General features: G+C 69.4%; 20 protein-coding genes. 15 read left to right on the top strand and 5 right to left on the bottom strand.

Features of this window, described 5'->3' with window-relative positions:
- Nucleotides 1–295: 295 nt before the first annotated feature.
- The 7 genes from ACWGIH_RS21680 to ACWGIH_RS21650 all read left to right on the top strand — a co-directional run bounded on the left by ACWGIH_RS21680 (nt 296) and on the right by ACWGIH_RS21650 (nt 8,420).
- Entirely contained in the window at nt 296–1,171 is an 876-nt protein-coding gene (locus ACWGIH_RS21680) for a phosphotransferase (protein ID WP_453451022.1), read from the top strand.
- On the top strand, nt 1,168–1,638 hold the full coding sequence (locus tag ACWGIH_RS21675; protein WP_453451023.1) for an NUDIX domain-containing protein: 471 nt from the start codon (nt 1,168–1,170) through the stop codon (nt 1,636–1,638). The genes ACWGIH_RS21680 and ACWGIH_RS21675 overlap by 4 nt, the downstream gene beginning before the upstream one ends.
- A gap of 23 nt (nt 1,639–1,661) precedes the next feature.
- A complete protein-coding gene (locus ACWGIH_RS21670; RefSeq protein WP_453451024.1) occupies nt 1,662–3,623 on the top strand; it encodes an ABC transporter ATP-binding protein in 1,962 nt (653 codons plus the stop codon).
- A gap of 23 nt (nt 3,624–3,646) precedes the next feature.
- Nucleotides 3,647–4,462: an NUDIX domain-containing protein gene (locus ACWGIH_RS21665; protein ID WP_453451025.1), complete on the top strand. Its 816-nt coding sequence runs from the start codon at nt 3,647–3,649 to the stop codon at nt 4,460–4,462.
- Nucleotides 4,463–4,611: 149 nt separating this feature from the next.
- Nucleotides 4,612–5,727 (top strand): site-specific integrase, encoded by a 1,116-nt coding sequence (locus ACWGIH_RS21660; RefSeq protein WP_453451026.1) that lies wholly within the window; start codon nt 4,612–4,614, stop codon nt 5,725–5,727.
- A complete protein-coding gene (locus tag ACWGIH_RS21655) occupies nt 5,724–6,074 on the top strand; it encodes a helix-turn-helix domain-containing protein (RefSeq protein WP_453451027.1) in 351 nt (116 codons plus the stop codon). The genes ACWGIH_RS21660 and ACWGIH_RS21655 overlap by 4 nt, the downstream gene beginning before the upstream one ends.
- A gap of 12 nt (nt 6,075–6,086) precedes the next feature.
- Complete coding sequence (locus ACWGIH_RS21650; protein WP_453451028.1) at nt 6,087–8,420, top strand: hypothetical protein; 2,334 nt, start codon at nt 6,087–6,089, stop codon at nt 8,418–8,420.
- Between the two features lie 503 nt (nt 8,421–8,923).
- Here ACWGIH_RS21650 and ACWGIH_RS21645 read toward each other — a convergent pair.
- A complete protein-coding gene (locus tag ACWGIH_RS21645) occupies nt 8,924–9,802 on the bottom strand; it encodes a LysR family transcriptional regulator (RefSeq protein ID WP_453451029.1) in 879 nt (292 codons plus the stop codon).
- Between the two features lie 84 nt (nt 9,803–9,886).
- On the opposite strand from ACWGIH_RS21645, the gene ACWGIH_RS21640 reads away from it, so the two are divergent.
- Together ACWGIH_RS21640 and ACWGIH_RS21635 are read left to right on the top strand one after the other, a co-directional pair.
- Entirely contained in the window at nt 9,887–10,540 is a 654-nt protein-coding gene (locus tag ACWGIH_RS21640; RefSeq protein WP_453451030.1) for a nuclear transport factor 2 family protein, read from the top strand.
- Nucleotides 10,521–11,516, top strand: a complete 996-nt coding sequence (locus tag ACWGIH_RS21635; RefSeq protein ID WP_453451032.1) for an amidohydrolase family protein — start codon at nt 10,521–10,523, stop codon at nt 11,514–11,516. The genes ACWGIH_RS21640 and ACWGIH_RS21635 overlap by 20 nt, the downstream gene beginning before the upstream one ends.
- A gap of 44 nt (nt 11,517–11,560) precedes the next feature.
- On the opposite strand, the gene ACWGIH_RS21630 is transcribed toward ACWGIH_RS21635, so the two are convergent.
- The 3 genes from ACWGIH_RS21630 to mhpA form a co-directional block, all read right to left on the bottom strand.
- Nucleotides 11,561–12,139, bottom strand: coding sequence for an NADPH-dependent FMN reductase (locus tag ACWGIH_RS21630; RefSeq protein ID WP_453451033.1), 579 nt, complete (start codon nt 12,137–12,139; stop codon nt 11,561–11,563).
- Nucleotides 12,140–12,366: 227 nt separating this feature from the next.
- Nucleotides 12,367–13,185, bottom strand: a complete 819-nt coding sequence (locus tag ACWGIH_RS21625; protein WP_453451034.1) for an IclR family transcriptional regulator — start codon at nt 13,183–13,185, stop codon at nt 12,367–12,369.
- 79 nt (nt 13,186–13,264) lie between these two features.
- Nucleotides 13,265–14,881, bottom strand: a complete 1,617-nt coding sequence (gene mhpA / locus ACWGIH_RS21620; protein ID WP_453451035.1) for a bifunctional 3-(3-hydroxy-phenyl)propionate/3-hydroxycinnamic acid hydroxylase MhpA — start codon at nt 14,879–14,881, stop codon at nt 13,265–13,267.
- A 106-nt stretch (nt 14,882–14,987) separates the two neighbouring features.
- On the opposite strand from mhpA, the gene ACWGIH_RS21615 reads away from it, so the two are divergent.
- From ACWGIH_RS21615 to ACWGIH_RS21590, 6 genes are all read left to right on the top strand, one after another.
- Nucleotides 14,988–15,947 carry an amidohydrolase family protein gene (locus ACWGIH_RS21615; protein WP_453451036.1) on the top strand — a complete coding sequence of 320 codons (960 nt, stop codon included), beginning with the start codon at nt 14,988–14,990 and terminating at the stop codon, nt 15,945–15,947.
- Between the two features lie 91 nt (nt 15,948–16,038).
- Nucleotides 16,039–17,499, top strand: a complete 1,461-nt coding sequence (locus ACWGIH_RS21610; protein WP_453451037.1) for an aldehyde dehydrogenase family protein — start codon at nt 16,039–16,041, stop codon at nt 17,497–17,499.
- 217 nt (nt 17,500–17,716) lie between these two features.
- On the top strand, nt 17,717–18,622 hold the full coding sequence (locus ACWGIH_RS21605; RefSeq protein WP_453451038.1) for an alpha/beta fold hydrolase: 906 nt from the start codon (nt 17,717–17,719) through the stop codon (nt 18,620–18,622).
- Complete coding sequence (locus ACWGIH_RS21600) at nt 18,622–20,271, top strand: FAD-dependent monooxygenase (RefSeq protein ID WP_453451039.1); 1,650 nt, start codon at nt 18,622–18,624, stop codon at nt 20,269–20,271. Before ACWGIH_RS21605 ends, ACWGIH_RS21600 begins: the two co-directional genes overlap by 1 nt.
- Before the next feature lie 421 nt (nt 20,272–20,692).
- Nucleotides 20,693–21,790 carry an amidohydrolase family protein gene (locus ACWGIH_RS21595; protein WP_453451040.1) on the top strand — a complete coding sequence of 366 codons (1,098 nt, stop codon included), beginning with the start codon at nt 20,693–20,695 and terminating at the stop codon, nt 21,788–21,790.
- 171 nt (nt 21,791–21,961) lie between these two features.
- A complete protein-coding gene (locus ACWGIH_RS21590) occupies nt 21,962–22,636 on the top strand; it encodes a GntR family transcriptional regulator (protein ID WP_453451042.1) in 675 nt (224 codons plus the stop codon).
- 65 nt (nt 22,637–22,701) lie between these two features.
- Here the strand turns inward: ACWGIH_RS21590 and ACWGIH_RS21585 are convergent, their stop codons facing one another.
- On the bottom strand, nt 22,702–23,988 hold the full coding sequence (locus ACWGIH_RS21585; protein WP_453451044.1) for an MFS transporter: 1,287 nt from the start codon (nt 23,986–23,988) through the stop codon (nt 22,702–22,704).
- Nucleotides 23,989–24,326: the final 338 nt, after the last annotated feature.

The raw sequence follows: 24,326 nt of genomic DNA, 5'->3' as shown, positions 1-24,326 counted from the left end.
CACATGAGTGATCGAACACAGCATCACAAACCGTCACGCGCGCCCACACAAGGAAAGGGCTCGGTATTCGAATTCGGGTTCTAGATTTCGCCCTCCTCCACCCGTTACGGCGACGCGAGACCCCCGGTTACCCGATAACTCGTCCGCATCTTCCCGAGGAGCCCTCCGTGCATCCCGTACAGCATCCTGCGCTTGTTCATCCCGCGTTCGAAATCCCTGCCGCCTCCTCGGGCACCGCCTCCGTCCGTAACACTCAGTCCTCCGACGGGTCACGACCGGATACGAGGTACCTGGCATGACGCAGCCCACCGGCCTTCCGTCCTTCCTCGCCCCCTGGGTGGAGAGCGTGCTGGGCCCTTTGGATGATGTGCGGGACACCTCGCACGCCCGCGACAACTCCCGGGTATGGAGGGTGAGCGGGCGCAACGGCGTTCATTACGTGAAAGTGGCGCCCAAGCCGATCCTGTACACGCGCGAGACCTGTGCCTACCGAGTCGCTGTTCCGCACCTCGGTCACGGCAACGCCCCCGTTCTGCTCGACAGTTCCGCAGAGCTGCTCGCCCTGATCCTCACCGCAGTGGACGGCAAACCGCTGAAGGAAGAGGATTCTCCCGCTCGGCGCCGCGTCGCCCACTGGCAAGCAGGCAAGTTGCTGCGCCTCTTTCACGACGCCATGACCGGCCCCCTGGTCCAGCCCGAGGCAGACAGAGTCACCGAACTCACGATGGCCGGCCTGGACAAACACCTCGCCGAAGCCGCTGACCACCTGTCCGCCGCGGAAGCCGACACGCTGCGGCAGTCGGCGAGCATGCTCGCCGACTGCGGCCCGCTGCCGGCCGGGTGGCGGCACGGGGACTTCTGGGAGCGCAACCTGCTGTGGAACGGCAGCCGCTGCGCATTGATCGACTTCGAGCGGATCGAACCGGGCCCGCTCGTCGCCGACTTCGTCAAGCTCGCGACCTCGCTCTGGCCGGACCACCCCGAGCTGCGGGCCGCTCTCGTCGCGGGATACGGCCGCCCGCTGTCCGAGACGGAGGAACGGGCGCTGACCGCGTTCGCGGCGGCTGACGCCGCCAGCGCCCTCGCCTACGGCCCCCGGCACGGCGACACGCTCGTGACCACACGAGGCCGGCGCACCGTCGAACGCCTGGTGCAGGAGGGGCGTCTGTGAGCGACGTGCCTCACCTCCTGATCGCTGACGTGGCCCAGATCCTGCTCCGATCGAACGGCGCCGCCCTATGCGTGCGCCGAAAACCCGACGCCGCCCTCGCACCAGGGCAACTAGCCGTTATCGGAGGCCACTTGGAGGCCGGCGAACCGCTCGACCACGCCGCGCGACGCGAAGCGGAAGAGGAAACAGGGGTCCTCATCAACGCCGAGCAGCAGGAATTCTGCGGCCTCATCCACCATCACGACCCAGGCGGTGGCCTGGACCGGCTCACCGCCGTGTTCGTGGCCCAGTCCTGGAGGGGTGAGCCGTACAACGCGGAGCCGGACAAGCACGAGGGACTGTTCTGGGTACCGATCGAGAAGCCGACCGCCGACTGTCACTCCTACACCGTCGCCATCTTCCACATGCTCACCCACGGCCCGTCCTACCGGGCTTTGAACTGGCCGGCGCAGGGAGGCAGCGAGTGAAGCGGTTCTTCGGCAGGATCCGTATGGCGGAGCCCCAGGTGTCCGAGGCGGAACGTGAACTCTTCGGCGGACCGTTGCGCTACGACATGGGCTGGTCCCAACACGAGCATGCGAGCCTGGACTTGACCATGCGATCCGCGCTACGGCAGATGCCCAGACTCGTCGGTGCCGCCCTGCGGATGGCCTGGAGCGCGGATCGACGCGCGCTCGTGGTGGTGGCGATCAGCGAACTCGGCCAGGGCATCGCCGCCGCGGTCGGCCTGCTTGCCATCAACGCGGTCATGCACGCCCTCTTAGGGGGCGGAGACGCTATCGAGCGGCTGCACGCCTTGCTGCCGGGCCTACTCGCCGCCGCGGGCGTCGCCGTCGTGAACTCCGCCCTGGCCGGCTGGTCGACCTCTCGGGCCGGACGTCTGGAACCGAAGGTCGAGCGGATCGCCACCACGCAGTACCTGGCCGCGGCGACCGCCGTCGAACTTGAGGCAATCGACGACCCGGACTTCCGCCGCCTGATCGACATCGCCCAGTACGGGCCCGCCTCCGCGCGCCGCATGATCGGCGCCTGTGTCTCCGCGCTGAACAGCAGCATCTCGCTGATCGCCACAGCCGGGGTGCTCACCGTCCTCCATCCCGCGCTGCTGCCGATGCTGCTGGTCATCGCAACGCCCCGCGGGTGGGGCGCCATGCGGGTGGCGCAGGAACGCTATGTGTCGATGATGACCTGGATCGAACACGTGCGGGCCATCCGACTCATCGGGAATCTCCTCACTGAGCGGACGGCCGCTCAGGAAGTACGCATCCACGCCGTCGGCCCCTTCCTCCTCGACAAGTACCGGCGCATGGCCGCGAGCGCGGAGTCGGAGCAGGAGCGTCTGGCCTCCAGCAAGGCCCTCACCGAATGGGTGGCCTCCGCGCTGTCCGGCCTGGCGATGGCGGCCACCTACGGCACCATGATCTGGCTGATCATGGCCGGGCACATGAGTCTCGCCGTCGCCGGCACAGCTGTGATCGCGGTACGGACCGGGTCGGCGAGCCTGGGCGCCCTGGTGATGAACATCAATCAGCTGCACGAAGAGTCTCTCTACGTCCGGGACCACGGACAGTTCCTCATCGAAGCTGGCGACCGTGCCATCCCGCAGACCGGCAGCCCCGTCCCCGAGCAAGTCAAGCAGGTCTCTCTGGAACACGTCACCTACCGGTATCCCGACCGCGAGACGCCGGCCCTGGACGATGTGACGCTCGCCTTCCCCATGGGGTCGGTCACCGCCGTCGTGGGCGAGAACGGCTCCGGCAAAAGTACCTTGATGAAGATCCTTTCCGGCCTGCTGCTGCCGCAGGACGGCTCGGTGAAGTGGGGTGGGGCCGACGTCTCCGGGCTCGAACGCGCCCAGGTCTTCGACCGCGTCTCCCTGCTCACCCAGGACTTCCAGCGCTGGCCCGTCACGGCCGCGATGAACATCCGTATCGGCCGTCCTGACCATGATGCCTCGATGCGCGACCTGCAGCAGTCCGTCGAATACGCCGGCGCCGGATCCGTCACCGCCAAACTCCCCAACGGGTTGGACAGCATGCTCGGCCGCATGTTCCGCGGAGCCATCGAACTCTCCGGCGGGGAATGGCAGAAGGTGGGTCTGGCCCGTACGCACTGGCGCGGCGCTACCTCGCGGGCCGACAGTGTCCTCATCGTGGACGAGCCCACCTCCGCCCTCGATCCCGAGGCCGAGATCGCAGCTTTCGACCGCATCCGGCGCCTGGCCGCCCCGCACCGAGCTGTCGTCCTGGTCACCCACCGCATGTCGGGCGTCCGCCACGCCGACCGCATCTACGTCCTCAACCAAGGGCGCCTTGCCGAACACGGCACACACAACGAGCTCATGGCCGCAGGCGGGCGGTATGCCGCGATGTTCGACACCCAGGCCGCCCAGTACGCCCCGGCTCCAAACGTCCCGAAGCCCGCTTCGCCCAACGTCTTGGACAAGGCATGACCCGCTCCACCGAAAGGCAGAGCATGTCCTCATTCCTGCCCCCGTCAGCGCAAGTTGCCTCGCCGTCCGACTCTTCGGCCGCGCAGTACGCCGCGTCCCGGCACGCGGTGTGGCTCGGCGCCGCCGCGATCATCACCGACCAGGTCGGCCGCGTCCTGCTGCTCCACCCGACCTACCGCAAGGACGACTCGTGGCTGCTGCCCGGAGGCGTCGTCGAACCCGGCGAACACCCGCACATCGCCTGCGGGCGCGAGATCACCGAGGAACTGGGCCTGGATCTGCCTTTGTCGGCCGTGCTCGCCGTCCACTCCTTCTCCGCACACCACCCCGACCTTCAGCCCGGCACGCCCTGCCCCGGGGAGGTCCGGTTCGTCTTCGACGGCGGTACTCTCACCCCCGGCCAGGCCAAGGCGATCCGGCTGCCGGGCGAGGAACTATCCGAGTACGCCTTCCTTGAAACCCGGGACGCGGTGCAGCGGCTGCGTCCCGTGGACGGGCAGATCATGCTCGCCGCCTACCGCGCCCGGCTCGGGAACACCGCCACCGCACACCTCGCCGACGGCCGGCGCATCCTCGACGTGCCTGCACTGGACCGCCATGACGTCCACGTCCGCTTCCGGCCTCTGTGGGACCGGCCCCTCGATCGCGGCCCTGTGCCCGAGCGGCTCCCCGTGCAGCAGGCGTGGGGGTGGTGCTTCGTTCCCGACGGCCGGGTCGTCCTCGTAGCCGACCCCGGCCCCCGCGGCGCCCTGCCGATGCTAACTGGAGTGCGAGCGGGTTCCTCAGCCGTCGGCGGCGGACTGTTGACCCATGTCGGCAGGTCGGGGGGAGTGCGATGACTCGACCCCCTCGCTTACTGAATTTCTAGCGCAACTGGCAGAATCTGAGAGTGGTTCCTGTAATCTCGTGGATCGTGACGGATTCCGGGACTCGCGTGCTGTCCCTGGTCCCGCCGCTCACCGACGAGGTGCTGAACGATTCCTCGGACGTGCGGGGCGGCGATCAGGATCTGGTCGACGTGCTCTCCTTGCAGCGCCGGTACGCCGGTGGCGTGTCGGTGGAGGACGAGCAGGCGTTCTTCATGGACACGCTGGTGGAGTACCAGTGGGCGCGGGACGTAGCGGGGCTCGCCTCCTCGACGCTGGATGCGCTGACGAAGCCGGTCATCGAGATCTGTGACCACTACCGGCTGGTGCCGTGGCGATTGACCCCGCGCCATGTGGACGCGTACTTCGCGGGGCCGGGCAAACGGCAGGCGCCGACGATCCGTTCCAAGCTCAACAAGATCGACCACTTCTTCGCGTTCTTGGAGCAGCGCTACGCCCACGAGATCTTTCTGCAGTTCGGGGCGACAGTCGAGTCTCCGGTCGATCCGTTCAATCGGCAGGCGCATCACGGGGACTTCGGGCTGCGGGTACCGCCGTCGGCGCGGGCGACCGGGGAGTTCTTCGCCGCGTGGCGGTCGGATCTGCCGAACGCCCGTAAGGAGGCGGTGGCCTGCCGCGACTACGTAATGTCGAAGATGATCTACATTTCAGGGGTTCGGGCGGCCGAGCTGTGCGGGATGAAGATGTGCGATCTGCACTGGGAGTCGGGGGAGTTCGGGCGATTCCTGGTGCAGGGCAAGGGCGCTCGCGGGTCGGGCCCGAGGCCGCGGGAGGCATACATGTTCGCCGAGGGGCGAGCCCTGATGTGGTGGTACGTCTCTGAGATCCGCGGCCTGTTCGCGGACGATCCGGAACATCCAGAGGCGCCGGTGTGGCCCTCCGAGCGCCTGCCCAAGAGCATCCAGGACCTGAACATGCCGGTGGCGCCGACGGTGACGCCCTCCACGCTGCGCAAGGCGCTGAAGCGGGCCTCGGCCGCCCACCTGCAGGGCCCGGTACGGCAGTTGTTTCCGCACCTGCTGCGGCACGCGTGCGCCACACACCGCTACGAGGGAGGGATGAGTCTGTGGGAGGTGCAGAAGTTGCTGGGGCATGAGTGGACCACGACAACGGTTCGCTACATCTTGTCTGCCCAGGGCGACCCGGAGGTCGCCAGCCGGCAGTCGTCGGAGAGGGCCGCGCAACGTTTGAAGGTCGACGCGGGGAGTCTATCGTGAAGTGGAATTTGCGGTGGGCCGCCGCCAAGCAGAACATCTGGCGGCCCAGCGAGCTGTTGCCGAGGTTCGCGGAGTACGGGTTCACGCCGTCGCTGTCGAAGGTATCGGCGCTGTGGTCCGGCATCCCGGTCACCGTGAGGCTCGAGGACCTCGACAAGATGTGCGCTGCCTTGAACTGCACGGTCGGCGACCTGCTGGAGGCTGATCCCGTCGAGCGGATCGCGCCGAGCGCGGAGCAGGGGCAGTCGCAGGAGCGGGCGGTCGGGGACAATGGCCCGCAGAGCCCGGGGCCCCGTCCGGTGCCGCGGCGCGGTTCGGGGCGGCCTCGGTCACTCCCGCCGAACTGAGCGGCCGCAGGCATGGGGAGGTCGAAGCCGCGGACGGGCGAGTGTGCGGGATGCAACGGGTGGGGCCGGCTCGCGCAGCCGCCGTTTTGCTCGCCCTGCCACCAGTGGCGCTCGAAGCGGCACAATCCCGCAGCCGCATGCCGTCGCTGCCGGCGCGACTGGCGCGTCAACGTCGACGGATTCTGCCGAATATGCGTCCTCGCCATCGTCCACCACGACGCCACCTGGTACTACGAACCCGTAGCGGCGGCCAAGCGGCAGGTCGCGACGCAGCTCGCCCTGATCGTTCCGGGCATCACACTGAAGGCCGCTCCGTTCGGCGCCTACCGGCAGCGCAGCGACGGCCGCTACCACCCACCCGCCTGGGCCCGCGCTCAACGCCCCGATCCAGTGCACGACGATCCGCGAATCTGCCCACCTGCCATACCCGGCCAACTGTCCTTGTTCCCGGCGCCGTACCGGATGCGCCACGAGCACGCCGCCGCCATCCTCGACCGGCCCGAGCATGAACTGCCCGACTTTCGAGAGGCGTTGGAGGCCCTGAATTCCCATACGGACAGGCACGCGTATGGGGCGGGCTCGCACCGTCTGGCGCTGCGGGTGCTGCGTCTGGCTCTGGCGGCCCGCCGCGCGGCCGGCTGCGGCCCGATCGACGACCGGCTGATCAAGGCGCTGCCCGGATCCCGGCCCATCGTGACCGCGACCCTCGGCCGAGCAGGGCTCCTGGCTGAGGGAGTCGGCATGAACGACCCGCAGCCGGACGAGCGCCGCCCGGCCCGCACCCGCGCGCCGATCTCGTGCCCGCAGTGCCAGGCGTGGGGCCGCGGGCACAGCGGGCTCTGCCGGGGCTGCTCCAGCTGGGCCGCTCGCCCTCGCCCCGTGGGGCACTGTGTGCGATGCGGCGCGGGCCCTCTGCCGTTACGGGAGGGCTGGTGCCACGGCTGTCTGCGCCACCGCGCCCTCCTCGGCCCCGCATACGACCACGTGTCCTGGCGGCAACTGCCCCTCACCGAGCGCGCGTTGGACCGGACCGACACGCGGACCAACCTCCGCCCACCCGGGCGCAAGCCCGCCAAGGAGGCCGTCAAGGCCGGAGCGGAGCCCCCGCCGTGCCAGGTCATCGCGCCCGATCCCGTGCCGCACGACCAGCAGGAACTGTTTCCCGCTGAACGCGACTGGTCCGCTCTGTGCCGGGCCGCCCTTCCCAAGCCGGGGCCGGAGGCCGCCCGGCTGCTGGCCACCTTCGACGCCCACGCCCGCGCACACGCCTGGACGGACAACGCCCGCAAAGCCGCCGCCCGCGTCCTGCGCATCGCGGCCACCTGGCTCGGCACCGACGCTCCCTTCAAAGAGTCCGATCTTCGCGCGATCAGGGCCGCCACCGGCCGCGGCAGCCAGTGCCGCCCCCGCGCACTGAGCGCCTTCCTGGTCGAACGTGGCCTGCTTCTCCCGCAGCCCCGGCCCACCATGAGCAGCGCCGAAGTCCTCGTGCAACAGGTCATTGCTGGCTACCCGCCCCGGATAGCCGATGAACTCGCTTCCTGGGCACGCCGATTGCGCAGTCGCCCCAACGGGCCGCCCACTGAATGGCCCACCCTGCGCCGATACCTCTTCTACATCAAGGTGCCGCTCGCCGACTGGGCTCGCCGCTACCAGACCCTGCGCCAGGTCACCGCAAATGACATCCACACCGCGGTCACCGCGGTTAAGGGCGACCGCGCCCACGACCGCGCGGTCGCCCTGCGCTCGATCTTCCGCGCCCTGAAACAGGCGAAGATCATCTTCACCGACCCCACCCGCGGCCTGAGCGTCACTCGCAACGAACCTCCGCCCGCGACTCTGCCCCCTGACCGCCTCGCCGGACTCCTCGACATCACCGACCGGCCCGCCATCCGCCTTGCCCTCGCCCTGGTCACCCTCCACGCACTCAACGGCACCGACCTCAACCGCCTGACCCTGGACGACGTCATCGCTGCCCGCGCCCAGCTCCTCGTCCGCCGGCCGCACGGCCGTCACACCGTCCACCTCGACGGCGTCACCCACCGTCTCCTGCACACCTGGCTCCGCTACCGCCACCAGCGCTGGCCCCGCACCGCCAACCCCCATCTCTTCGTCACCCGCCAGACCGTCATCCACACCGACCCCGCCAGTACCAACTACTTTCCCGCGGCCTTCCAGCACCTGGGTCTCACCCTCAACGGCCTGCGCACCGACCGCATCCTCGACGAGGCCCGCGACACCGCGGACCCCGTCCACCTGGTCCGCGTCTTCGGCATCTCCATATCGACGGCGATGAAGTACGTGCACACCGCTCACCCCCACCGCGCAGGCGTCATCCCACGGTGACGGCGGGTTCACTAGAGTCCGCCGGGAGGATCCCCACGCCGCCTGGCCCGGAGGCGCGGGGTGGGCACCGCTTGGCCAGAGGGCTCCTCCGTTGCACTCCTCAAGAGGAGCGGAGAGGCCCTCCGTTTTATGGGCTCGGGGGCGAGAAGGGGGTAGAGACGGTGGAGACGGCCTACTACAGCCACGGAACCGCGGCGGAGCGCTGGGAGCGCGCGCAACAGTTCTTCGACGCGAAGGAGTACATCGCGGCGGCGTTCCGTGGACGACAGAGCGGGCTTGTGTACTCAAGGGGCCACGCGGGCAGCGACACTGACCGGTGGCGTGGCACCCTTAGCAAAAGGCGGGGAGCGGTCTTCGCGCCAGGCCGTGTCGCGCCCACTGCGGCTGTGTGGCCAAGGCTGCCATGCGAGTTGGGAGCGCAGCCGGTCGAGGATGCGGGGGACGTGCAGCCCCAGAGCCGCAGTAAGGCAGCAGGCGGAGGGCGGTTTCTGACGAAGACGGGATCATGGCGCAGGGACACCGCCGAGATAAGCACGGACCGCTCCTGAGGTCTCGTCGTTCCGGCCGAGGACCAGCAGATCGGGCCCGGGTGGCGCTCCGCGCAGGGGACGGTAGGTGAGGCACGGCAGGTCGATGCGCTGCGTGGCGGTGGGGACGAGGGCCACGCCTGTGCCCGCCGAGGCCAGGGCGAGTGCGCCCAGGGTGCTGCCGACCAGGCGGACTTGGGAATGGTCCCCCTGACCGGCGGGCCAGATCCGGGACAGGACGGTCTCGTCCTCCTTGCTGCTCGCGAAAATGATGAGCTCGTGGGCGCTCAGTGCGGTTGTCGTCACCGCACACTGGGACGCCAGTTCGTGGTCGGTGCGCAGGGCGACGGACAGTGGAGTAGGTGCGCGCCGCGTGACCCTCAGACCGTCGGTGTCGCCGAGGCCCAAGTCAGGGCAGTAGCCGACGTCGATCGCTCCGTCACGCACCGCCTGGATCTGGGCAGCCGGCGGAAGCTCGGTCAGGGTGAGGCCGACCCGTGGGTGCGCCAGGCTGAAGTCGTGCATGTCGTCGGGGAGGACGCCTTCGAGGACGGCGACGCCGGCGAAGCCGATCCGGACCGTCCCCGTCTCGCCGTGCACCGACTCCCGAGCCACCTGCAGGGCGCGGTCGGCCTGCGCCAAGGCTCTGCGGGCCTCGGGAAGCAGAAGTTCACCGGCCTCGGTCAGCTTGACGCGTCGGCTTGTACGGGAGAACAGGCTTCCCCCCACCTCCCGCTCCAGCGCCTGGATCTGGGCACTGAGGGTGGATTGGGTGACGTGCAGCTGCGCGGAGGCGCGGCCGAAATGCTGTTCGTCGGCGACAGCGACGAAGTAACGCAAGTGCCGCAGCTCCATCCTTCACCTTTCCATCGTTCTTGGCGATCGATCGATCGTATCTTTCGGTTGGATCTATCAGTAAGAGAACTGCACTCTGAATACATGAACGCGAACGTCACTTATCAGGACCAGCAGGACATTGCCGATCTCATGACGGGTTGGATCCACCGGGACCTGGGCGAGTGGGACCGGTTGAAGGGTCTCTTCCACCCCGACGGCCGTATCGAGATCACGTGGTTCGAGGGGCGGGCGTACGAGTTCGTGGACGCCTCCGCCCGGATGGGAGAGTCCGCCTTCCGAACCAAGCACCTGATCACGGCGCCCGTGGTGACCTTCTCCCCTGACGGCACACGCGCGGTCAGCGAGACCAACGCTGTCATCATCGGCGAGAACGTCGACCTCCGCCTCGGCTGCAACGGCCAAAACCGGTTCATCGACCGTCTGGAGAAGCGGGACGGGGTGTGGCGCATCAGCGACCGTAAGAGCGTGTACGACTTCGGCTCTTTCACGTACCCCGTCGGGATCGGTCGACGTCGACGCAGAGGCGGTCGCCCGGTTCCCGCGGGAGTACGCGGCCCTCGCCCTACCTGCTGGAGGCCAGCGGATTCCCGGTGCGCCGCGTCTTCGCCACCAAGGGCAGCGACCTGGAGCGCGACATCAAGCAGTCCGCTTTCGCATGGCTGCGCGAAGAGACCGGCAAGTGACCGCAACAACAGCGGAGGAGTGCTGGGGAGCAATGAGACTGATCACGATTGAAGAGCACACGCTGCACACCGGCGTGGCCAAGGCGTCGGCCAGCCGGGCAGGCGCGGTCAGCCCTGGTTTCGGCAGGTCATTCGCCCCGGCGAGCGGTCTGCCTTACAGCCCGTCGGCCGAGGTGTTGGAGGATTTGGACGAGGGCCGGCTCGCTGCCATGGACGCCGACGGCATCGACATGCAGGTGCTGTCCAACCTCACTACCCAGTACCTCCCCGCCGACGTGGCCCCGGAACTGGTCCGCGACGTCAACGACCGCCTCGCGGCGGCTTGCAGGCGCCACCCCGACAGGTTCGCCGCCTTCGCGTCGCTGCCCACCACCGCTCCTGAGCACGCCCCGGACGAACTCCGCCGTGCGGTGGAGGAACTGGGCTTCGTCGGCACCCTCATCCACGGTCGCACCGACGACGAGTACCTCTCGGCGGAACGTTTCGACCTGATCCTGCGCACCGCCGCTGAGCTGCGCGTTCCCGTCTACCTCCACCCCGCTCCCCCTACGTGCGTCACGGCTGCCGACAACTACGAGGCCGGCCTCAATGACGTCGTCGCCACCCGGTTCGCGACCGCGGCGTGGGGCTGGCACAACGAGTCCGGCGTCCATTTCATCCACCTGGTGCTCAGCGGTGTCTTCGACCGCTATCCCGAGCTGCAGTTCATCCTGGGCCACTGGGGCGAGGCCGTCCCGTGGTACCTCGACCGTCTCGACGAAGCCCTGCCTCGTAAGGCCACCGGCCTCGACCGCACCATCGGCGAGTACGTGCGGCAGAACAGCTACTACACCCCGAGCGGCATGTTCACCGGCCCTCACCTGCGCTTCTGCACCGAGCTCCTGGGCACCGACCGAATGATCTACTCGGTTGACTACCCCTTCGTCGGCCAAACCGGATCCCGTGCCTTCCTGGCCGGATCCGGGCTCTCCGAAGACGCTCAGCACGACGTCGCCCACCGCAACGCCGAGCGCCTCCTTCATCTCTGACACCCGAGGCACAGGGCGGGGGCCGGCCTTCGGGCCCACCCTCGCTACGGTGCGGCGGCAGCACGCAGCGGGCGCAGGGCCTCGGTGACGCGGACCAGTTCGTCGAGCATCGCCTTGGCCGAGCTGGTCATGACGTCGTTGGGCAGGAGTCGCTGCTCGTCGTCGAGGAACTGCTGCACGAAGGGGATGGACACCGCCTCGAAGACGGGCGTCATCTTCAGCGTGGTCACCACCTGCTTGATCATCTGCGCTGCCCGTGTTCCCGCCGACACACCGCCGTAGCTGGCTATACCTACCGGCTTGTACTGCCACTCGCTGTAGAGGTAGTCGATCGCGTTCTTGAGTTCGGCGTTGTAGCCGTAGTTGTACTCCGGCATGACGAAGATGAAGGCGTCGGCCTCGGCGACCTTGGCGCTCCAAGCGCGGGTGTGCTGGTGGGTGTAGCGGCCGAACTTCGGGTGGTGGGGTTCGTTCATGAAGGGCAGGTTCACCCCCGCGAGGTCCACGATCTCGATCTCGTCGAAACCGCCGTGTGCCGCCGCTTCCGCATCGATCCAGTGGGCAACGCTCGGCCCTACGCGCCCGGGGCGCGTGCTCGCCACGATGATCTCCAGCTTGCTCATGGGCAGCGGTTACCTTTCGTTCGCGATGGCCACGTGACGCGGCCTGGTTTCAGGCGGACGGAATTCCAGTGGGCTGTGCGAGCGCTGCGACTCTCGCTTTCGCAGCGACCGCGCGAGCACCGCAGGCCGCGGTCCGTCCCGCAGGGGGCTCGCCAGCGGCGCTCTCGCGGTTGGTAGAGACCTCACGCGGCTGCGTATCGGCGCTCTGGGCCCTCGGGCACGGACGCTTACGGCCGGTGCTGTTCCACGGAGTGACCCAGCATCTCGGACATGGCCCGGGTCGAGGTCAGCAGCTCGCCCGAGAGGCGACCCAGGTCCTGCTGTGTGATACCTCGCGCGGGCATGACCAGGGTGACGACGAGAGGGAAGGACTCGCCTGCGGTGAAGACAGGCGCCGCCAGGGAGGTGACGCCCGGGATGACACCGCCGACGGTGCTGGCCACACCGTCTTGCCGCACCTCGCTCTTGATCCGTTCAACGTGGTCCCGAGTGGCTGCGTCGAGCTTTTCCGTTTCGAGCTGTCCGCGCAGCACTGGTTCCGTGAGCTGTTCGGGCAGGTGCGCGAGGAACGCTCCTCCCATCGCCGAGGTGAGCAGCGGCATGGTGGCGCCGACGCGGACCGTGATCGGCAGGGCGTGGGCGCCGTATTCCCAGCGCACGACGACGGGGCCGTGGTCTCCCCACACCGACAGGTTGACCGCGTGCGAGGTGCGGTCCCGCAGGTCCGGCAGGTGTTCGCTGACGAGTGCCACTTCGTCCATCCTGCGCAGCGACTCGACGCCGAGGCGCCGCATGGCCGGCCCCATGTCGTAGCGGCCGGAGCTGGGCGACTGGGCGACGAGGCCGACGCGGGCGAGGCTGACGAGATAGCGGTGGGCCTTGCTGGGCTGCATACCGCTGGCCGCGGCTATCTGCGTCAGGCTCATCGGGCCCCGTCCCTCTTCGAGGGCTTGCAGGACCGTCATCGCCAGTTCGACGGATTGGATGCCCTGCCGGGCCGGCGATGCTTCGCCGGCCTCGGTGTCGGAAGGATGGCGTGTCGTCACAGAAGCGATCATAGAGGCCGGCCTGATCGTGCCACCCGAAACCGTCTGTCCCGGGGCCTGGAGCTGTCGAGAGGGGACATCAGGCGTCCGCCCCCTCGGAGTCGGCCGCGTCGGCATGGATCGCTTCCAACAGCTCGACGGCGAGGGCGACCGCGGCGGAGGGTCCGTTCGCCGCGCCGTACACGTAAAAGTCGGGCCGGACGGCGACGGCGGAGCAGCCCAGCTCCGCGAACCATGCGCGGTAGGTGCCGTCGACATCCCGGACAACGGCCGCCGTCGGGTGCGCCGCCGTCCGCTCGCCGAGGACGACGACGCGCACGCCGGCCACGGCGAGGGCGTCCAGCAGCCGGTCGCTCTCCAGGGTGGCCAGTTGGTCTTCGTCGACGAGCAGGTGGAACCCGTCGCCCACGATCTGGTCGAGGCGGTCGCGGCGCGTGCCGTCGTCCACGACGCCCTGCACCGACAGCTGCCCTCGGCCGGCGCCCGTGCCCCGGGTGAACAGGCCCTCGGTCAGGTCCGGGAAGCGCACGGGATCGGGGGCGGCGGTAGCCACGCGGCGCGCCAGCAGCGTCCGGTCGCGCTCGGCGGCCCTTTCGGGGTCGCGCAAGGTCTGGAGGTGGCCCAGCTCTATGCCCTTCTCGGTGACCGCGCGCACATGCGGTTCGCGCTCGGTCTGGTACGTGTCGAGGATGTGGTCCGACGCGGCGCCGCGCAGGACGAGGTCCAGTTTGAACGCGAGGTTCTGCGCGTCGCGGAATCCGGAGCACATGCCCTGGCCTAGGAAGGGGGGCATCTGGTGGGCCGCGTCGCCCGCGAGCAGGACGCGGTCACGGCGCCACTCGTCGGCGATGAGGGACCGGAAGGTGTAGGTGGCGACCCGGATGAGTTCGGCGTCGTCGGGGGTGAGGTAGGAGGCGACCCGTTTCCAGACGCGCTGCGGGTCGCGCTCGGTCTCGAAGTCGCCGACCGAGTCGAGCATGAAGCTGAACCGGTGGTGCGCGGGGCCGAGCGAGATGATCGAGGTCGGGCCCAGCGGGTCGCCGAGCTGCAGCGCGCGCGGCACCTCGGTGGGGCGGCGGAAGCGGAAGTCGCACACCATCCACGGTTCGGAGAAGCCGTAGTCGTGCAGGTCGACCCCGAGCGACGCGCGCACGAAGCTGTTGCCGCCGTCGCAGCCCAGCACGTAGCGCGCCTCGACCCTTTGGGGTCCTTCGGGCCCCTCGAAGGTGACCGTGACGTGGTCCGCGGCCTGCTGCAGGGCGACGACGGTGCTGTCGTGCCGCACATCCACCCGGGGCATCGAGCGGCACACGGTGTCCAGCGCCTCTTCGAGGTCGGGCTGGTACATCATGTTCCATTCCGCCCAGCCGCTGCGGCCGGTCTCGGCGAAGGACTGCTCTATCAGCAGGTCGCCGCTGGCGTTGCGCCATTCGTAGGTCGGCTGGACACGCACCTTGGGCAATAGCTCCTCCGCCACGCCGAGACGGGCCAGGGTGCGCATGGTCTCGTCGTCGAAGCTGGCCGCTCGCGGCAGGTTGTACAGGCCGGCGTAGCGCTCCAGCACGAGAACGCGGTGCCCTGCCCGTCCCAGAAGTGCGGCCGCCACCATGCCGACCGGCCCATACCCCGCCACGACCACATCCGGCATGGCCCCGTCCGGGACCGGACCCGCCGCGGGGAGCTCCGTACCCGTCATCGGGCACCTCCATTTACTCGGACGTTCCAAAGGGTTGACACCAACGGAACGTACGTTTCACCATCGAGGAAGTCAATGCATATAAGTGAAACGTAGAGGAGTCGCGATGCGGACCATCGGTCTTGAGGAACACTTCGTCACACCCGAGTTGGAGAAGTACGGCGCCTCGGCGGCCGCGATCCTCCAACCGGACAAGTGGCGCGAGGCGTCCCGGCGGCTCCTGGACATCACCGGCGAGCGGCTGGCGGAGATGGACGCAGTGGGCCTTGACATGCAGGTGCTGTCCCTCAACTCCCCTGGTATCCAGGCTGAGAAGGACGCCGCCGTCGCGGTCGCCCAGGCGACTGCCGTGAACGACCTGCTCGCCGATGTGATCACCGACCATCCCGATCGCTTCGCCGGTTTCGCCGCCCTGCCGTTGCAGGACCCGAAGGCCGCCGCCGACGAACTGGAGCGCGCCGTCTCCGAGTTGGGCATGCGTGGCGCCCTGGTCAACGCCCACACCCAGGGCCGCTACCTCGACGATCCCGAACTGCGGATCGTGTGGGAGCGCGCCGCCGGCCTGGACGTGCCGCTGTATCTGCACCCGGCCAACGGTGTCGACGTCCCGCACGTCATCAAGGGGCACCCCGAACTCATCGGCCCGATGTGGAGCTGGGGTTCGGAGACGGCCACCCACTTCCTGCGGTGCGTGTTCGGGGGCGTCTTCGACGACTTCCCCGACGCCAAGATGCTGCTGGGCCACATGGGCGAGGGCCTGCCCTACGTGCTGTGGCGCATGGACTCCCGCTGGGACTACCACAACCACCAGGGCGTCGAGCTGGCCCGGGGCAACCCCTCGGAGTACATCCGGCACAACCTCTACATCACGACCAGCGGCGTGTGCTCGGCCCCACCGCTGTTGTGCTCGCTGCTGGCCCTGGGTTCGGACCACATCCTCTTCGGTACCGACTACCCCTTCGAGGAGATGGCGGCAGCCACCGAGTTCCTGCGCACGGCCCCGATCAGCGAGGCCGACCGGGAGAAGATCGCCCACGGCAACGCCGAGCGGCTGCTCCGCCTGTGAAGACCGGCGCGTTCCGCCGGGCCGCGCCCCCTCCCCCCTCCCTCATCTCCCCCGACCTGATCTCCTCCCTCTCACGCAAGGAGTCGCCGACATGACCCGAGAGAACACCGCACGGCACTGGATCGACGGCGAATGGGTCGGTTCCGCCCGGATCTCCGACAGCGTCGATCCGGCCACGGGCGAGACGATCGGCACCTACGCGGACGCCGACACGGAGGTGGGACAGCTGGCCATCGACGCGGCCGACCGCACGTTCAAGGAGAGCGAGTGGCGTCTCGATCCGATGGTGCGGGCCACGGCGCTCAGCCACCTCGCCGACGCGTACGCCGCGCGCATGGACGAGGTGATCGACACCCTGTGCCTGGAGAACGGCAAGCTGCGCCGCGAGGCCGGCTTCGAGTCGCACTTCATCCTGCGCGCGCTGCGCTTCGCAGCGGGTCTCGCGCTCCAGCCGCACGGCCGGGTCGCCGACACCCAGCCGGGCCGCCAGGCCATGTCGATCCGTCAGCCGGTCGGCGTCGCCGGAATCATCGTGCCGTGGAACTCCCCCGCCTACCTGTGCATCCGCGCGCTGGCCCCGGCCCTCGCCGCGGGCTGCACGGCCGTGGTGAAGATGCCGGGGCAGGCGGCCCGAACGGCCGCGCTCATGAGCGAGATCCTCGCCTCCGTTCCCGAGTTGCCGAACGGGACGGTGAACGTCGTCGTCGAGTCCGGCTCCGACGTCGCCCGACTGCTGGTCGAGTCGCCGCGGGTGCCCGTCATCAGCTTCACCGGCAGCACCGCCACGGGGCGGCTCGTCGCCCAGAGCGCGGCGGCCCACTTCAAGCGGGTCGGCCTCGAACTGGGTGGCAAGACCCCGCACTTGGTCTTCGCCGACGCCGACATCGAGGCCGCGCTGGCCACGGCCGTCGCGTCGTGCACCGTCTTCGCCGGGCAGTTCTGCATGACCGGCAGCCGGGTCCTGGTCCAGCGGGACATCGCCGACGAGTTCACCGCCGCACTGGCCCAGCGCCTGGAGAGCGTGCGCCCGGGCCCGGCCGCCGATGCCGAGAGCCAGATCGGCCCGCTGATCGACAAGGCTTCGGTCGCCCGCGTCGACGCCGCCGTGGAGGCGGCCATCGCGGCCGGCGCCAAACCGATCGTCCGCGGCGGCCCCAGCACCCGCCCCGAGCTGGCCGGCGGCGCCTTCTACCACCCGACCCTGCTGGCGGTCACCGACTCCTCGCTCCCGATCGTCCAGGAGGAGACCTTCGGCCCGGTACAGACCGTCCAGGTCTTCGACACCGAGGAGGAGGCGATCGCCCTCGCCAACGACACCGAGTACGGCCTCAGCGCCTGTGTTTGGAGCCGGGACGCCGACCGGCCAGTGCGGGTCGCACGACAACTCGACGCCGGACTCATCTCGATCAACAGCTGGGCGAACCTCACCATCGAGTTCGAGGAGGGCGGCTTCAAGTCCAGCGGCGTGGGACGTCTGGGCGGCCTGGCCTCCGTCGAGGACTTCCTGGAGTACAAGCAGATCACCCAGGATTACGTGCCGCAGCGCCACTGACGGACGCCTCGGCGAGGGCGGGCCGTCCACCGACCGGAATCCTTGCTGTTATTACATATAGCACCTAGGCTCACAGGCTCGGCGGCGCCCGGAGACGCTCCCATGATCAGTGCGTCCGTGCGCCCGGTTCACATCGCCGAACTGTGCGTCGTCATCCGCCGCAGGCGACCCCTCCCCGCGCGGCCCGCTGGAACCCACCCCTGGCAGGAGGCCACAGATGGCCAAACAGCACGACCTTCTGACCTTCGAGGTCGACGGACACAAGATCACGGCACTCGCGGCGGGGCCTGCCGAACCCACCGGCAAACCCCTCATCGCGGCCCTCCACGGCGGTACGTACACGGCGCAGTACTTCGACGTCGCGGGCGCACCGGAAGGATCCTTCCTGGACACCGCCGTCGCCCACGGGTACCCGGTGGTGGCCTTCGACCGCCCCGGCTACGGCGGCAGCACGGCGCTGGAGCCGGACGCCAACACCTTCACCCGGCACGTGGAGCTGCTCAACGGGGCCCTGGCGCAAGCCACCGAACGCCTCGACGCGCACAGCGTGTTCCTCGTCGGCCATTCGATCGGCGGCATGATCGCCCTGATGATCGCCGCGTCCGATCCGGGCATACCCCTGATCGGTGTCTCGGCGACCGGAATGGGCGCCGTCATCCCGAGCGGCGGAGCGGCCGAGGCCCTCGGCTCCCTGCCGGCAGACGCGACCGTGGACCTGCCCTACGAGGAGCGGGACAAGGTGATGTTCGGCCCCGAGCACACCTACCGGGCGGAGGGCGTGCGCCAGGCGCACGCATCGTATGCACCCGTTCCCGTACGGGAGTTGGTCCAGGCACCCCGGTGGCCGAGGGAGCACCTGCCCGCCCTCGCCCCCCAGGTCCGCGTCCCCGTCCACAACGCGCTCGCCGAGTTCGACGCCTTGTGGAGCAGCGGCGCGGAGAACGTCGCCAAGTTCGCCGCCCTGTTCACGGCAGCACCGTTCGTGGACGCGAGCGTCGCCCGCGCAACGGGGCACTGCATCGACCACCACACGCTCGGCCACGCGCTGCACCTGCGCCAGCTCGCGTTCGCCGAGGAGTGCGCGCACTGGGCCGCACAGCAGAAGACCGAGAGCGGCCGCTGATGTCGTCCGTCGAGAACAAGCACCTCCCTCGACACGTGCAGGTCCTCATCGCCGGCGGCGGACCGGTCGGTCTGGCTGCTGCGGTCGAACTTCGCCTGCGCGGCGTCGACTGCCTCGTCGTCGAGCCGCGTCCCACCGTGTCCCGCGCCCGCCCCCGCTGCAAGACCCTCAACGTGCGAACGATGGAGCACCTACGGCGCTGGGGCCTGGCCGAGCGGCTGCGCGAGCGCGCGCCGCTGCCCGTCTCCTGGTCCCAGGACGTGGTGTTCTGCACCTCCCTGACGGGCAGGGAACTGTCCCGTTTCACCGGTGTCCTGGGGCTGGCCCCGGAGGGCGACCGCTTCCCGGAGACCGGCCAGCAGGCACCGCAGTACGTACTGGAGGAAGTGCTGCGCGAGGCGGTCGAGGAACTGGCCCCGGGGCGACTCGCCCTGGGCTCGAAGGTCGTTGGTGTGCGTCAGGAGGACGACCTGGTGACCGTGACCGTCGAGGACGGCGCCGGGGCGCGCTCCGTCGTCACCGCCGAGTACGTGATCGGCTGCGACGGCCCGCGCAGCGTCGTACGGGAGGAGATCGGCGCCTGCTACACGGGCGGTGAGGCTCTGCGTCCGAACTTCGGCATGGTCTTCCAGAGCCCCGGCCTGGGGAAGCACGTGGCGCACGGGCCGGCTGTGCAGTACTGGGTCGTCAACGCGGAGGCTCCGGCCCTGGTCGGGCCGCTGGACCGGGCGGACACCTGGTGGGCGATCGCCTTCGGCGTCGACCGGGCCACCGGGGAGCGTGAGGCGCGACAGATCATCGACGCGGTGGCAGGCCGCCCGGTGGAGGCCCGAGTACTGTCCACCGACCCGTGGACCGCACGGATGCAGATCGTCGACCGCATGCGCCACGGCCGGGTCTTCCTCGCCGGTGACGCCGCGCACCTCAACCCGCCGTTCGGCGGCCACGGCCTCAACACGGGCATCGGAGACGCCGTCGACCTGGGCTGGAAACTCGCGGCCGTGCTCGAAGGCTGGGGCGGGCCGGACATGCTCGACAGCTACGAGCGCGAACGCCGCCCCGTGCAGGAACGCGTCATCCGCGAGGCGACCGCCAACATGCGCGTGCTCTCCACGGAGTTGCTCGCCGACAACCTGGACGCGGACGACGCAGCGGGCGCTCAGGCACGGCAGGCGGCGGACATGCGGATCCAGCAGACCAAGAAAGCGGAGTTCCACTCCCTAGACCTGGTCATCGGCCTCCGTATCGCCGCCTCCCCGATTCTTCCCGTCGCACGAGACGGAGGTGAGGGGGCTGAGTGCCTCGCGTGGGCCGGGGCCCGGCTGCCGCACCTGTTCCTGGAGGACGGCCGCTCCCTGTACGACCTGCTCGGTGCCGGTCTGACGCTGCTCGCGCTCGGGCCGGACGTATCGACGACCGCCATCGAGGAGACCGCGCACCGGCGGGGTGTCCCCCTCACCGTGGTACGTCTGCCGGACCCGCTGGCCGCCAGGCAGGCCGAACTGCTGAACGCCCGCCTCGTGGTGGTCCGCCCCGACCAGATGATGGGCTGGCTCGGCGAAGAGGCTCCAGAGGACGCCCTCGCCCTGATCGACACCCTGAGCGGCGGCGCACGCCGGGGCGAGACGGCGGCAACCTGCGGTTCTTGAGCCTTTCCGCGCGGCCTGCGAGGAACACAGCCCCATCGACCGGTGCCGTACACGCGCCCCCACCAGACCCCGCCCCGGCCGCACCCTGTCCGAGGCACCTGCCTCGCGGCCGGGGCGGACCGCTTTGCCGTGCGCGCAGGGTCGCCGCCGGCTTCGGCCCGGCTCGTGAGCGCGTGTTGTTCGGTGCCGAATGGTCTGCCGCCCCGAAGCAACGGCCGCCCGCGGCGTGTGACACCAACGGCGGGCCGGTGCGGCTCGTCGCGACGCCACTCCCCACTTCCGCGCCCCGTCTGAGCTTGGCACGCCATCTCTGCACACAAGGACGGCCGCGCCTCCGTGCGCTGCTCCCGCACACGCCGGCGCAGCGCACAGCATCCGCTTCCCACGCACCACAGACACCCTAGGAAAGAAGGCAGCACGTATGAGCGCTCACCCCTGGACCAGACGACAGGTTCTCAACACCGCGGCAGGCACGGCCGCACTCGCCGGCGCCTCCACCCTGGTGACACCCGGCGTTGCCCAGGCCCACGACGCCAAGCCCGACCCTCACGGCAAGCTGCGGATCATCGCCATCGAAGAAGCCATCATCCTGCCCGGCCTCATCACCCAGGGCACGGCGCTGAACGGTGCGATCCCCTTCAAGCCCGAGGTCACCGCCGAGTGGTTCAAGAGGCTGCCGGACGTCACCCAGTACCGCCTCGCCGACATGGACGCCAACGGCGTCACCATGCAGGTACTCTCCCTGACACCGCCCGGGGTGCAGATGCAGCCCGACGCGGCCATCGCCGTACGGGACGCACAGGTTGCCAACGACGCCCTGGCCGCCGTCATCGACACCCACCCCACCCGCTTCGGCGGCCTCGCCGCGCTGCCACTCCAGGACCCACAGGCAGCCGTGCGCGAGGCCAGGCGCGCCATACGTGATCTCAAGATGGCCGGGTTCCTGGTCAACGGCCATACGAACGGCCACTACTTGGACGAGCCGCAGTTCCGGCCCGTGTGGGCCGCACTGGAGGAACTGGGCGCAGCCCTCTACCTCCACCCCACCCCGGCCCCGGCCGGTGAATGGGGGCTGCTGAAGGGCCGTCCCGAGCTGGTCGGTCCCCTCTACAGCTGGGCTGCCGAGACTGGCGGGCACGCCCTACGGGTCATCCTCGGGGGCGTCTTCGACGACTTCCCGGGCGCCAAGCTCATCGTGGGCCACATGGGCGAGTTCCTGCCGTTCCAGGCTCCCCGTCTCGACGTGCAGATCCGAAACATCAACACCAAGGTGCCGCTGAAGAAGAAGCCCTCCGAGTACCTCAGGGAGAACATCGCCATCACCACCTCGGGGGTGATGGACGACACCATGCTCCAGGCCGCCATCAAGTCCGTGGGCATCGACAATGTGCTGTTCGCCATCGACTATCCCTTCGAGAAGAGCGAGCAGGCCGTCGGGTTCCTGCGCAGCGCCCACCTGTCCTCCCACGACCGCCGGAAGATCGCCAGTGGGAACTCCGAACGCATTCTGAAGCTCTGATACCTGCCACCCAGTCGGCCCCCGGCAGCGCCCCGAGCCGTGTCCATCACGGCCCGGGGCGTTGCCGGTGCGGTGTCCGCCGGGCCGCCCTCGTGAGGCACGCAGTCCACCCGTATGAGCGTAGTTATAGTTTGGTGTCCACCGCCGGTCGGCCGAAGCGAGGAACACACCGTGGCGACACCTCGAGGGGCGCTCCAGCCCATCACGTCGCGGTCCGTGGTGGAACAGGCCACCGAAGAACTGCGGCGCGCGATCCTAGCCGGCCACCTGGCCCCCGGCACGGAGTACTCGCTGCGCGAGCTGGCCGGAATGCTCAACATCAGCTTCATCCCCATCCGCGAAGCCCTGCGCAGCTTGGAGAGCGAGGGCCTGGTCGTCATGCGGCCGGGCCGCAGCGCGGTCATCGCCCCGCTCGACCTCGACGACCTGCGCGGTATCTACCGTCTGCGGCGCGCCCTGGAGCCGGAGATCGCCCGACGCTCGTGCGGTCTCCTGACGGACAACGACCTGGACCGGCTGGAGGCCCACGCGGCCGACTTCGGCGCCCGGGAGCACGGCATGGCCGACATCTACGACGACCACCACGCCTTCCACCTGGCCCTCTTGGCGCCCGCTGCGACCGCCTGGGACATTCGGATCCTGACCAGCCTGTGGCGAGCGGCAGAGCGCTACATCCGTATCGGCTTCGGGCAGCTCGACCCCGACCCCGCCGAGCACGAGCGGCGCGGCACAGCCCACATGAACCTTGTGAAGGCATTCCGCACCCGCGACCCCGCCACGGTCGATAAGGCCGTGGAGCAGCACCTCGCCCGCAACGAGAAGATCGCGTTCTCGGCCCTGTCCTGAGCGCGGCCGCTCCCGGCTGTGTCCGGCCAGGATGACTGGGCACAGCCGGGAAGCTTCGCCCGTACCTAGGGGACGGGCGACTCCGTCTCCGCGGAGGCCCCGGTCGACAGCGTGACGTGCGCAGGCTGGCCGGAGCGCAGCAGACCGATCAGGAGCGCTCCGAGGATCGCTGGGACGACAAAGGCATAGAAGCCGGCCTTGGACGAGGCGATGAGCACGGTGACGGCGGCGAGGTAGCTGGGGCCGACGATGGCACCGACTCGGCCGACGCCGAGGCTGAAGCCCAGCGCGGTGCCGCGCAGCCGCGCGGGGTGGGCGTGTGCGACGTAGATGTTGACGAGCGCCTGGGTTCCTAGGGCGCCGAAGCCGGCGACGGCGGAGGCTGCCAGAAGCACGGGGCGGGGCTGCGGCGTGCTCAGAGCGATCATGGCGACGGCGGCGAGACAGAAGCTGACGATCGTGGAAATCTTCAGCAGGCCGTGGTCGGCGACCAGGGCGGCCCCCAGGGTTCCTACGACGGCGCCGACGTTGAAGGCGATGGAGAACTCCAGCGACGAGCTGAGGTCGTATCCGTTGTCGACCATCAGCGTGGGCAGCCACGTGCTGGCGCCGTAGACGATGACGAGTCCGCAGAACGTCGCCGCCCAGAACAGCAGGGTCGAGCGGCGGTAGGTGGGGCCGAGCAGCTGGCGGAGCCGGTTGCGGGACTCCTCCGGCTCGGCGGCCCCAGCCGTGGCGGGCCCGGCAGCGGCATGGTGGTCCCGGATCACGGCGGGCACCAGACGCCACACCACGGGGATCAGCAGCAGGGGGATGACACCGAAGAGGAAGAGGATGCGGAAGTCCCACTCCGGCAGCAGGATGCGGCCGACGACGCCGGTGATGATGCCGCCTATGGCCAGTCCCGTGGTGGCGGTGCCCACGTGGAGGGAGTGCCGAGCGGGGTTGGCCGCCTCACTGACGTACGCAGTGACCAAGGGGATGAGGGCGCCGATGCCCATGCCGGTGAGGAAGCGGGTCGCGCCGAACAGGGCGAGGCTGCCGGCCGTGGCGCTCAGGAGCATGGTCAAGGAGAGCCAGGCCAAGCTGACCGTCATGGGGAGACGGCGGCCATAGAGGTCACCGGCCCAGCCGGCGGCGATGGAGCCGAGCGGCATGCCGAGCGCGGTGAGGCTGCCCAGCAGTCCCAGAGTCGACTTGGTGACGTCCCAGTCTGGGTGGGACAGCAGCGAGGGGCCGACCGCACCAAGAATGAAGAGGTCGTACCCCTCGATACACAGGATGACGAGCCCGAGGGCCACCGCGGGGCCGGGGCGGGCCCCGGTCGCGCGGGCGTCGGGGGTGGAGTTCATGTCTGTGCTCCTCAGAAATGACTGCGCGAATGGGGGGTGGCCGCGGGATGCCGATGAAGGCGTGACAGAGGGCCGCGAGTGATCGCGTGACGCCTGCGGGCGGCGAGCCGCGCCGGACAGGTTCGTGCTCAGAGCGTTCGTGATCACGGGTTCCGCAGCAGGCACGAGGTGCCGCGAGGGATGTCTGCTCAAGAGGGAGCGCCCGGGCTGGCCGACAGCACACGGGGCATTGCCTCGCCGGGACGCGTCGCCGGGCGTCACGGACATACTGCGGAACGAGCACGAGCGGGGCAGGAATCCCGTCCTTGCCACGGTCACGCCGGAGGAACTGGATGTGA

This window comes from Streptomyces sp. NPDC054872 (assembly GCF_053610705.1).
This window is presented reverse-complemented; position numbering and strand designations above follow the sequence as displayed.